The 11,503-nt window shown below is 47.8% G+C and carries 9 protein-coding genes and 2 pseudogenes; 9 read left to right on the top strand and 2 right to left on the bottom strand.

The window, feature by feature from the left end; genetic code table 11:
• Positions 1-189: 189 nt before the first annotated feature.
• The 7 genes and pseudogenes from AYY16_RS17955 (at position 190) to AYY16_RS17985 (ending at position 7,548) form a co-directional block, all read left to right on the top strand.
• Positions 190-933: a nucleoside-specific channel-forming Tsx family protein gene (locus tag AYY16_RS17955; RefSeq protein ID WP_067369833.1), complete on the top strand. Its 744-nt coding sequence runs from the start codon at positions 190-192 to the stop codon at positions 931-933.
• A 363-nt stretch (positions 934-1,296) separates the two neighbouring features.
• The gene (gene cyoA / locus AYY16_RS17960) at positions 1,297-2,250 is read left to right on the top strand and encodes a cytochrome o ubiquinol oxidase subunit II (protein WP_067369835.1); all 954 of its coding nucleotides are present in this window, start codon (positions 1,297-1,299) and stop codon (positions 2,248-2,250) included.
• Positions 2,251-2,253: 3 nt separating this feature from the next.
• Positions 2,254-4,246, top strand: a pseudogene (gene cyoB / locus AYY16_RS17965) (cytochrome o ubiquinol oxidase subunit I).
• Positions 4,236-4,850, top strand: a complete 615-nt coding sequence (locus AYY16_RS17970) for a cytochrome o ubiquinol oxidase subunit III (RefSeq protein WP_067369837.1) — start codon at positions 4,236-4,238, stop codon at positions 4,848-4,850. Before cyoB ends, AYY16_RS17970 begins: the two are co-directional and overlap by 11 nt.
• Complete coding sequence (locus AYY16_RS17975; RefSeq protein WP_067369840.1) at positions 4,850-5,182, top strand: cytochrome o ubiquinol oxidase subunit IV; 333 nt, start codon at positions 4,850-4,852, stop codon at positions 5,180-5,182. Before AYY16_RS17970 ends, AYY16_RS17975 begins: the two co-directional genes overlap by 1 nt.
• 11 nt (positions 5,183-5,193) lie before the next feature.
• Positions 5,194-6,078 carry a heme o synthase gene (cyoE, locus tag AYY16_RS17980; protein WP_067369843.1) on the top strand — a complete coding sequence of 295 codons (885 nt, stop codon included), beginning with the start codon at positions 5,194-5,196 and terminating at the stop codon, positions 6,076-6,078.
• Between the two features lie 108 nt (positions 6,079-6,186).
• The gene (locus AYY16_RS17985; RefSeq protein ID WP_067369845.1) at positions 6,187-7,548 is read left to right on the top strand and encodes an MFS transporter; all 1,362 of its coding nucleotides are present in this window, start codon (positions 6,187-6,189) and stop codon (positions 7,546-7,548) included.
• Between the two features lie 41 nt (positions 7,549-7,589).
• Here the strand turns inward: AYY16_RS17985 and AYY16_RS17990 are convergent.
• Positions 7,590-8,082, bottom strand: a pseudogene (locus AYY16_RS17990) (YajQ family cyclic di-GMP-binding protein).
• A 158-nt stretch (positions 8,083-8,240) separates the two neighbouring features.
• On the opposite strand from AYY16_RS17990, the gene panE reads away from it, so the two are divergent.
• Both panE and yajL read left to right on the top strand, forming a co-directional pair.
• A complete protein-coding gene (gene panE / locus AYY16_RS17995) occupies positions 8,241-9,143 on the top strand; it encodes a 2-dehydropantoate 2-reductase (protein WP_067369849.1) in 903 nt (300 codons plus the stop codon).
• Positions 9,112-9,708, top strand: a complete 597-nt coding sequence (gene yajL, locus AYY16_RS18000; protein ID WP_067369852.1) for a protein deglycase YajL — start codon at positions 9,112-9,114, stop codon at positions 9,706-9,708. The genes panE and yajL overlap by 32 nt, the downstream gene beginning before the upstream one ends.
• A gap of 79 nt (positions 9,709-9,787) precedes the next feature.
• Here the strand turns inward: yajL and AYY16_RS18005 are convergent, their stop codons facing one another.
• Positions 9,788-11,491, bottom strand: coding sequence for a DUF7057 domain-containing protein (locus tag AYY16_RS18005; RefSeq protein WP_067369855.1), 1,704 nt, complete (start codon positions 11,489-11,491; stop codon positions 9,788-9,790).
• Between the last annotated feature and the right edge of the window lie 12 nt (positions 11,492-11,503).

Below are 11,503 nucleotides of genomic sequence, written 5' to 3' on the forward strand. Positions count from 1 at the left end.
TTGTCATTTTTTAGATATTAATCACATTTAATATAATTTATTTCCTGAAATTACATTCAAAACCACAAATGCATCACATCCTGGGTTCTCCTTTTCACCTCTTCACCCTATATTCTCCGTTGTTATTTCTGACTTCTTAACTCTTTAACTACAAAATAAATAGCTGACAAATTATGAAAAAAAACGACTATTGCGGCCATCATCGCTGCAACCGCCGCGTTTTCTGCGCAGGCTGAGTATCAATGGGGATTTGCAAACGTCAGTATGAACTACCTGGACTGGACTTCGCACACGACGCATAAGAGCGGAAACAGTTCGCATAAAGACGACTTTGCTTACCTGGAACTTGAAGGCGGTGCCGGTTACTCCTGGGGCGAACTTTACGGCTTCTTCGATCTGGAAAACCCGTTTAACAGTAAAACAGATTCTGATGCCGGTGATAATCAACGCTACACGTTCAAAACCACGGGTCGCTTCTATCTGGGTGACAGCGGTTTTAACGCCTACGGACATGTTTACGGCACCTATTCCCTGCCGGGTAACGGCGGCAATTTCCATGAAGTAAATACACTCTACGGGATCGGGTACAACACCGATTTCCACGGTTTATGGCTCAAGCCATTCGCGGCACTCCACTATGTTGATCAAACGTTTTACAGTGGTAACAACGGCTATGTACTTGGCTGGGTTGCCGGATATGACTTCAATCTGTGGAATGAAAAATTCAGTGTCACCAACTGGCATGAAATGGAATTTAACCGCAACGAACGTTACGGCAATGGCGGACGAAATGGTATCAATGGGGCGCTCGCCTTGTGGTGGACACCGGTTCCGTCTGTCACGACCGGTATCCAGTACCGCTATGCTGATAATAAATTAGGTGAAGATTTCTATCAGCAGGCAATAGTTTATAGTATTAAATATAACTTCTAGATCATATTTTCAGACCACGGGGGAAAAAAGCCCCCGTATTCTTACTAAAAACTTGTTTCTGAATAGAAAATTTTCACTAATCTGTCATATAAAGTGTAATAATTAGTGTCATCTCCTTTCGGTATTGCACTCCCTAATCTAAGCTTAAACATCAACTTGTCCCGTGTTTGTTAAAAGTAAGTTTTTTATTTTACTTTTACACAAAGAATTACCTACTTGTGATCCTTTTAACATAAAGAGCCAACAACTGATGTAATTCTATTACATATATTTACACTAATCCTACCTTGCCGTAATATGTGCGGACTGATGAAACGACAATAGTACTGAGCACCTTTATTTTTGGGGTCGTTGGATGAGCTTATGAACTACAAAAAGAGTATCGGGATAGTCATGCTGCTCGCAGCCACGCTTTTATCAGGCGGGTGCGACATGGTGTTGATGGATCCAAAAGGCACTATCGGAGCGCAGCAGAAAACGCTGATCTTAACTGCAATTGGTCTGATGCTTATTGTGGTCATTCCGGTCATTATCATGACAATTGTTTTTGCCATGCGCTACCGGGAAGCAAAAAAAGCAACTTACCGTCCTAACTGGGCACATTCAAACAAAATTGAACTTGTCGTCTGGACCGTTCCAATCATTATCATTCTGATTCTGGGAACAATTACGTGGAAAACCACCCACGAACTGGATCCTTACAAACCCCTGGTCAGTGATCAGAAACCTGTCACTATTCAGGTTATTTCTATGGATTGGAAATGGTTATTTATCTATCCGGATCAAGGTATTGCCACTGTGAATGAGATTGCATTCCCGGTCGGTGTTCCTGTCAATTTCAAAATCACCTCTGACTCTGTAATGAATTCATTTTTCATTCCGCAGTTAGGCGGCCAGATTTACGCAATGGCCGGCATGCAAACCAAACTGCATCTTATTGCTGATGAACCGGGTGTGTATAAGGGGATTTCCGCGAGTTACAGCGGTCATGGTTTCTCTGACATGAAATTTACCGCAACCGCCACCCCGACACGCGAAGCCTTTGATGAATGGGTTGCCAAAGTGAAAGCTTCACCGGATACCCTGAACACCACTGACGCGTTCAATGCATTAGCAAAACCGAGCGTTAATAACCCGGTCGCCTACTTCTCAACCGTCAAGCCAAACCTGTTTGTGGACACCATTAACAAATTTGGTCATGCCGGTCATGGCAGCGCGAAAATGCAGGAAGGCGAAAGCCATTCAATGATGGATATGAGTGCAGATGAGCATGGCGGTCATATGCCTGCGGCAACTCATACCGGGAATAAGGGGTAAAGCATGTTCGGAAAATTAACACTGGATGCAGTTCCCCTGCATGAACCGATTGTCGTTGTGACGTTACTCGGTATCGTATTAGGTGGTCTTGCAGTCCTCGGTTTAATCACCTACTTCCGTAAATGGACGTGGTTATGGACCGGATGGTTAACGACTGTTGACCATAAAAGAATTGGTATTATGTACATCATCGTGTCACTGGTGATGTTAATCCGTGGTTTCGCGGACGCCATTATGATGCGCGCCCAGCAGGCACTTTCTTCCGCCGGTGAAGCTGGGTTCCTTCCGCCTGAGCATTACGATCAAATATTTACCGCTCACGGCGTTATCATGATCTTCTTTGTGGCTACGCCATTTGTTGTTGGTCTGATGAACCTGGTTGTGCCACTGCAGATTGGTGCGCGTGATGTTGCCTTCCCGTTCCTGAACTCCCTGAGTTTCTGGTTCTTTGTCGTCGGCGTCCTGTTAGTGAATATTTCACTGGGTGTCGGTGAGTTCGCACAGACCGGCTGGCTGGCTTATCCGCCATTATCCGGGCTTGAATATAACCCGGGTGTCGGGGTGGATTACTGGCTGTGGAGTCTTCAGATTTCCGGTATAGGTACATTGCTGACCGGGGTTAACTTCTTTGCCACCGTGCTGCGTATGCGCGCACCGGGTATGTCGATGATGAAAATGCCGGTCTTTACCTGGGCGGCATTCTGTACCAACATCCTGATTATCGCTGCATTCCCGATTCTGACTGTTACCTTAACCGGCCTGACGCTTGACCGTTACATGGGCACCCATTTCTTTACCAACGATATGGGCGGCAACATGATGATGTACATCAATCTGGTGTGGGCATGGGGTCACCCGGAAGTGTATATCCTGGTTCTGCCGGTATTCGGGGTCTTCTCTGAAGTCACTGCGACATTCTCGAAAAAACGTCTGTTCGGCTACACCTCACTGGTGTGGGCAACCATCGCGATTACCGTGCTTTCTTTTATCGTCTGGCTGCATCACTTCTTTACCATGGGTTCCGGTGCAAACGTCAATGCCTTCTTTGGTATTGCCACGATGATTATCTCCATTCCGACAGGCGTGAAGATATTTAACTGGCTGTTCACCATGTATCAGGGCCGCATTGAACTGAAAACACCTATGCTCTGGACTATCGGCTTCATTATCACCTTCTCTGTCGGTGGTATGACCGGGGTTCTGCTGGCAGTGCCGGGTGCAAACTTTGTACTTCATAACAGCCTGTTCCTGATTGCACACTTCCATAACGTGATTATCGGCGGTGTGGTCTTCGGATGCTTTGCCGGTACGGCTTACTGGTTCCCTAAAGCCTTCGGTTTCACGCTGAACGAAAAATGGGGTGTCCGCGCATTCTGGTGCTGGTTCATCGGTTTCTTCGTTGCCTTTATGCCGGTCTACGTGCTGGGCTTTATGGGAATGACCCGTCGCATCAGCCAGAACATTGACCCGGTATTCCATACCATGCTGGTTATTGCAGCCGTTGGTGTGGCGATTATCGGTGTCGGTATTCTGTGCCAGGTTATTCAGTTCTACGTCAGTATCCGTGATCGTGACCTGAACCGTGACCTGACCGGTGACCCTTGGGGCGGACGTACACTGGAGTGGGCGACATCATCACCACCGCCGTTCTATAACTTTGCGCAAGTTCCGGATGTTCAGTCCCGCGATGAATGGTGGGACATGAAAGAAAAAGGTACCGCTTACAAACGCCCTGCAAAATATGAAGATGTCCATATGCCGAAAAATACGGCAGCAGGTGTGATTATCGCCGGTTTCAGCCTGATCTTTGGTTTCGCCATGATCTGGCATATCTGGTGGCTCGCGATTGTCGGTTTCGCCGGTATGATCGTGACCTGGATTGTAAAAAGCTTCGATGAAGATGTGGATTACTATGTTCCTGTGGCGGAAGTCGAAAAAAATCGAGAACGCCCACTACGAACAACTGAGCAAGGCAGGTGCGGATAATGTCAACTAATACCCTGACTCAACATAATAACGCCCATGATGATCATGGGCATCACGATGCAGGCGCGACCAAAGTCTTCGGATTCTGGATCTACCTGATGAGTGACCTTATTCTGTTTGCGAGTCTTTTCGCCATCTACGTGGTACTGAAAGACGGTACTGCGGGCGGCCCGGCCGGCAAAGATATCTTTAATCTGCCGTTCGTTCTGGTTGAAACCTTCCTGCTGTTATTCAGCAGTATTACCTATGGTTTTGCCATGCTGGCGATGAACCGTAACAAGGTCAGTCAGGTTAATCTGTGGTTATTCGTTACTTTCCTGCTCGGCCTCGGTTTCGTGGCAATGGAAATCTATGAATTCCATGAATTAATCAGTGAAGGTTATGGTCCTGATCGCAGCGGCTTCCTGTCCGGCTTCTTCACCCTGGTCGCAACACACGGTATTCACGTTACCGCCGGTCTTATCTGGATAATTATCATGATTATCCAGAACAGCCGCCGCGGACTCACGGAAGTGAACAAGACGCGCCTGAGCTGCCTGAGCCTGTTCTGGCACTTCCTGGACGTTGTCTGGATTTGTGTGTTCACCGTTGTTTATCTGTTGGGGGCACTGTAATGGGTCATTCAAATACAGCAAATACCGGTGCAAGCCACGGTAGTGTGAAAACTTATCTGATTGGCTTTATTCTGTCCGTCATTCTGACAGTAGTGCCGTTTTACATGGTTATCGAGGGCACAGCATCACCATCCGTGATTCTGGCGACCGTCGTCATTAGCGCCGTTGTACAGATTTTGGTTCACCTGGTGTGCTTCTTACACATGAATACCGCCTCTGAAGAGCGCTGGAACCTGATTGCGTTCCTGTTCACTCTCCTCATTATCGGTATCGTGGTAATTGGTTCGCTGTGGATTATGTACAACCTGAACATCAATATGATGGTTGATTAAAGGTTGCCTATATGATTAAGCAATACCTGCAGGTCACCAAGCCGGGAATTATTTTCGGAAACCTGATTTCCGTGATAGGGGGATTCCTGCTCGCCTCCAAAGGCGATATTGATTACCCTCTGTTCATGGCAACATTGCTCGGTGTTTCACTGGTCGTGGCCTCCGGTTGTGTATTTAACAATTATATTGACCGCGATATTGATTCGGTCATGGAGCGCACTAAAAACCGCCCTCTGGTCAGGGGGTTGATTGACCCTAAAGTCAGTCTGGTATATGCCTCTGTACTGGGTATTGCCGGTATGGTGCTGCTTTTGGTCGCTGCCAATGCGGTTGCTATGCTGATTGCGGTTGTCGGGTTTGTTATTTATGTCGGGGTTTACAGCCTCTATATGAAACGCAAATCCGTTTACGGTACGCTGGTCGGTAGCTTATCCGGTGCCGCTCCGCCGGTCATCGGTTACTGTGCAGTGACGGGGCAGTTTGATACCGGTGCGCTTATCCTGTTGTTAATCTTCAGTTTATGGCAGATGCCGCATTCGTATGCAATTGCCATCTTCCGTTTCAAAGATTACCAGGCGGCCAATATCCCTGTATTGCCGGTGATTAAAGGTATCTCTGTGGCGAAAAACCACATTATCCTGTACATCATCGCCTTTATGTTTGCCACTCTGATGCTCGCCATCAGTGGTTACGCGGGATATAAATACCTGATTGTCGCGGCGGCAGTCAGTGTGTGGTGGCTGGGAATGGCGCTGTCGGGCTATAAAACAACTAACGATCGCCTGTGGGCGCGTAAGCTGTTTGTATTCTCCATCGTCGCCATTACGTCACTCAGTGTCATGATGTCAGTGGACCCGGGTGTCGCTAATGAGACTCTGCTGGCTTACGTCCGCTAATACCCGTTCTCTGTAATAACAAAATGGCAGGGTTCCCCTGCCATTTTGTGTTTAGCAAAAACCGCAAATCTCATTAGAATGTGGTGTCTGTCTTTTTGAGGTTACTCCATGAACGATAATAAAATGACCCCGTCCGAGCGTCGTGCGACCTGGGGGTTAGGCTCGGTATTTTCTTTGCGCATGCTCGGCATGTTCATGGTACTCCCCGTTATCACCACTTTCGGTCTTGATCTTAAAGATGCCACCAGCACCCTGACAGGCTTTGCTATTGGTGTTTATGGTCTGACTCAGGCTATCTTTCAAATCCCTTTCGGTCTGCTCTCAGACAGGATCGGACGCAAGCCGCTGATAATCGCCGGGCTGATTATTTTTATTGCCGGCAGCCTTGTCGCCGCATTCAGTGATTCTATTTACGGCATCATTGCCGGTCGTGCCCTGCAAGGCGCGGGGGCTATTTCTGCGGCTGTAATGGCTCTTCTTTCTGATGTTACCCGCGAGCAAAACCGCACAAAAGCGATGGCTTTTATCGGGATAAGTATCGGTATCACCTTTGCTGTTGCGCTGGTTCTGGGACCGATCCTCGCGGATATCGTCGGTCTGAGCGGATTATTTCAGGGCGTTGCCCTGCTCGCGTTTCTCGGCATTATCGTCACGCTGTATGTTGTGCCGGATAATCCGGAGCACCGGAAAAACCGCGAAACCGCTATTGTTAAAGGTGCAATAAAGCAGGTCTTGCTTGATAAACAACTCACACGGCTGAATTTCGGGATCCTGGCACTCCATACTCTGCTGATGGCAACCTTTGTTGCTCTTCCGCTGGTCATGAGCGATGCGGGACTTGATCGTGCATTACACTGGAAAGCCTATCTCTATACCATGCTGATTGCCTTTGTTTCCGTCCTGCCGTTCATTATTTACGCAGAAAAATACCGGAAAATGAAGCAGGTGTTTATCTGTTGTGTCGTGATGATGATGCTGGCAGAAGTCACCTTTTTGCTGGCCGGGAAAAACCTTTGGTTACTTTATCTCGGGCTGCAAATTTTCTTTATTGCATTCAATGTGATGGAAGCTATTTTACCCTCCCTTATCAGTAAAGAAGCCCCCGCCGGATATAAAGGTACGGCAATGGGGATCTACTCCACCAGTCAGTTTCTCGGCGTTGCGCTCGGCGGCAGCCTCGGCGGGTTGCTGTATAACATAAACGGTGCTTTCGCTGTGTTCGGCGGCGGGCTTGTTCTGACACTTATCTGGCTGGCAGTCAGTATTACACTGCGTCAACCGCCGTATGTCAGCAGCATTCGGCTGGACTTACCCAAAAATGATACTAATTATCAATTAATCGCAGATATATTGCGCGGGCAACCCGGGGTCAGTGATGTGGTGATTATTGAAGAGGAACGGGCAGCGTATATCAAGACTGACACAAAATTATCGAACCGCAGCCAACTGGAAGCCGTGCTACAGGGATAATCAAAAACCGGCAACCTGTAAAACGGGTTGCCGGGCAATGCTTAATCGCGGAAATTTTTAAACTGGAACGGCTGCCCCAATTTTCCTCCACGCACCAGCGCCATAACAGCCTGCAAATCATCACGGGCTTTCCCCGTAACACGGACTTCTTCGCCCTGAATCTGCGTCTGAACTTTCAGCTTACTGTCTTTAATCAGTTTGACGATTTTTTTCGCCAGCACTGTATCAATACCCTGCAGCAATGTGGCTTCCACACTGTACATTTTTCCGCTGTGTTCCAATTCATCCGGAACTGTCAGGGATGCGCCTTCAATTCCGCGCTTTGCCAGTTTTTCGCGAACAATATCAATCAATTGGTTAACCTGGAAATCGGACTCACTGGTCACTTTAACACTGTTATTTTTTTTCATTGAGTTCAATTGTGGCGCTCACATTACGAAAATCAAAGCGACTGGTCACTTCACGCTGCGCATTTTCCACGGCGTTACGCACTTCATGTAATTCAACTTCAGAAACAATATCAAATGATGGCATTGTATGATCTCCCTATATTCAACTGACCGGCATAATACCGGGTTTATCAAACCAACAAAAGCACTATATTTACCGCTGTATTTACTAAGGCAGCACCGATATAAAAGTGGTACTATTCAGTGATGTTGCTCACATCTTTTTCACTGTCCGGAGTCCTTATGAAAATAACAGTACTGGGTTGTGGCGCAATCGGGAAACTCTGGCTTGCTGCACTGTCCGGCAATCATGAGGTGCAGGGATGGCTGCGCATTCCCCAACCCTATCTGAATGTAAATATTGATTCTCTTAACGGAGAACCTTTCTACGGTCAATTTACCACGAATGACCCGGAATTCCTGGCTGAAACCGAATTACTGCTGGTTTGTCTGAAAGCCTGGCAGGCTTCAGAGGCTGTCAACCAGTTATTGCCGCAAATCCCCGAATCCTGCCCTGTGCTGTTACTTCATAACGGCATGGGCGTTGCCCGTGAATTATCCCGGGTAACCAATCCACTGCTGACCGGTGTCACCTCTCATGGTGCATTTGAAGAAAATGGCTTACTTCATCACACCCGCCGTGGCATGACCCACATTGGTCCGGTCAATGATCGCGCCCGTAACTACGGTTATCTGGCTGATATTCTGCATGATGCCTTGCCTGACGTTGCCTGGCATAACGAAATTGATGCTGCCAGTTGGCAAAAACTGGCGGTGAATTGTGTTATTTCCCCGCTGACAGTCATCTATGACTGCAAAAATGGCGGGCTGATGGCGCATCTGCCACAGATCCGCGAACTGTGTGATGAAGTCGCCCTTGTGATGCAGCGGGAAGGTATTCATACCGACAGTACTGATATCTATGAATATATCCTGCATGTAATTGAAAAAACAGCAGACAGCAGTTCATCAATGCGCCAGGATATTCTCTATGGCCGCTATACTGAAATTGATTATATTACCGGCTATCTGTTGCAGCGCGCCCGTTATCACGGAATCTTACTGCCGGAAAACATTCACGTTTACAGCCTCGTAAAACAGAAAGAGGAACACAATGCCCCCTTCAGTTCTCATTTGTCTCGCTGACGGCTGCGAAGAAATTGAAACCGTCACCACGGCTGATTTACTCATCCGGGCTGGAATTCAGGTAACACTGGCCAGTGCCAATAATGATGGCGGTTGCCTTATCACCGGCTCACGGGGGATTCGCTTACAGGCAGACCTGCCGCTGGTGCGTGTTGCCGATGAGCCATTTGATGCCATTGTGCTGCCGGGCGGATTAAAAGGGGCGGAAAACCTGCGGGACAGCCCGCTGGTGATTGAAAAAATCCGCCGGATGCAGTGTGAAGAGAAAATTGTGGCGGCCATCTGTGCGGCACCCTCCGTTATCCTGGTGACTCACCAACTGTTTCCCCTCGGCAATATGACCGGCTACCCTGCATTACAGGATAAAATTCCTGCAAATCAGTGGATTAACCAACGCGTTTATTTTGATGAGCGGGTAAATCTGCTGACCAGCCAGGGACCTGCGACCGCGATTGATTTCGCGTTGCGCCTGATTGAGCGCCTGTGCGGACAGGAAACAGCGGCGCGTGTTGCCGGCGAACTGGTTCTGCCTCCGGGGATTTGGAACTATCAGGATCCTACTTAACCGATATCGGGTGATCACTGATTAAAATAACAAACGCCCGGCATTTATCCTGCCGGGCGTTTTACTGTCTGAAATAAAATCAGTATGTCTCTATCTGCTGCCACTCTTTCGGTTTCAGTGAAAAACGCCCTTCTTTGAGTGCATCCCAGTTATTTTTCCGCACTTCTGAAGACATAAATTTACTCTCCTGCGAATCCACCCGCTGCCACTCATCCGTTTCTGTCCCTTCTTCCGTCACCACGGTTATCCTCTGCCAGACATAGCAGGAAAACGAAGATATCCGCGGCTCGTAATAACAGACAACCACATCATTTTCCCCGTCTTTATTCACATCTGCCATAAATCCGAGGCACTCAGATTCTGTTTTTTCCTGCTTACAGTACCAACTGTCCGGGAAATCAGGCTTACCCGTCCACCAGCTGTCCGGCAGTGCCGGGCTGTTTTTGGCAATAAGCAGAACTTCTTTCAGGGTAACGGTTTCGCTTTGCTCATAAGGCGAACGCTCCAGTTCCGTACTGTATTTCGGGGAAGCCTCCAGTGTGGCAAGCGCTGCTTCACCACGACGACCCAGGGATTCAAGCCGGTATTTCAGATCAGAATTTATCTTGATTTTTCCGTCACCGATTGCCGTCATCAGGCTGTTCACTGAAATACGGTTAAAATCAGCCAGCGGGCTGCTGATCACCAGTATTCCGGCAATCAAAACTAATATCCCTGCTTTATTGATAGTGCCTAATAATCCAGCCCAGTTACTGCGGCGGCTGAGTACAGCAATGCTGTATGCGAGGATAATCGCGGTTAAAAACAGCGCAAGGGTAAATGCATACAACCGGCTCATGCTCCAGCTGTATTGATTGACGCGCGTAAGGATCCCGTACAGCGACAGTACAGAGAAAATATTCAGTAACACGATACTGAACAACACAAAATGATTCAGCCAGCTCCGGAAACGGAATGGCTCCGGGCCTGCACCATACACCAGATTCAGCAGAATAATATTCAGGATCAGGAACCAAAGCATGGTAAATGAATCCAGCCCGCCTATCCGTGCCCCTGTACCGGCAGAGAATATAAGCCCTGCAATAAATATCACAGCAATAATATTCAGTACCGGTAACAGAACCCGGGCAACATAACCGGCGATTTTTCCTGCCTGAAAATCAAAGGCTGAGCGCATAAAGACCAGGCTGATATTAAAACCCAGACAAAAACCAACCCAGTAAATCAGTGCATTATCAAATATTTCACTGAGATAGGTGAGATTCACAATGCCAAACAAAAAACCGGCCAGTTTAATGATCCCGGCAACGATCCCACCAATCACACAGGCAAGGACACCTAATACCGCGTTCCGGATATAACTGTTAATTAAGCTGAGATAGTCAGGATTGCGAACCCCGGTACTCAGGCGTAATTGCAGCCACGGCAGCAGAAAGAAAAACAGCAGGGTCAGCATCACTATTGCAGTGAATGAATTAGACTCACTTGCTAATTTTGCCTCTCCGCCGTACCAGAAGTTAATCCAGACAATAAGCAGAACAGCACATGCAAGAAAGAGATAAAACAGTGCTGATTTCAGGCTCGTGACCAGATAGCTGCTCACTGACGGCACAAATATTGCCAGTAACATCGGCAGATAAACAACAGGAGCAGGCAACCCGATATAATTTCGCAGCGTATAATCCGTCGCCGCATACAGAACAACGCCCTGTAAAATGGCCATGATAATAATAAAAAGATAAATATAACGGCTGAACGACGTCTGCTGTATAGCGTTTTTCATCCCGGATCCCTG

This window comes from Morganella psychrotolerans (assembly GCF_001676155.1).
Lineage (GTDB): Bacteria > Pseudomonadota > Gammaproteobacteria > Enterobacterales > Enterobacteriaceae > Morganella > Morganella psychrotolerans.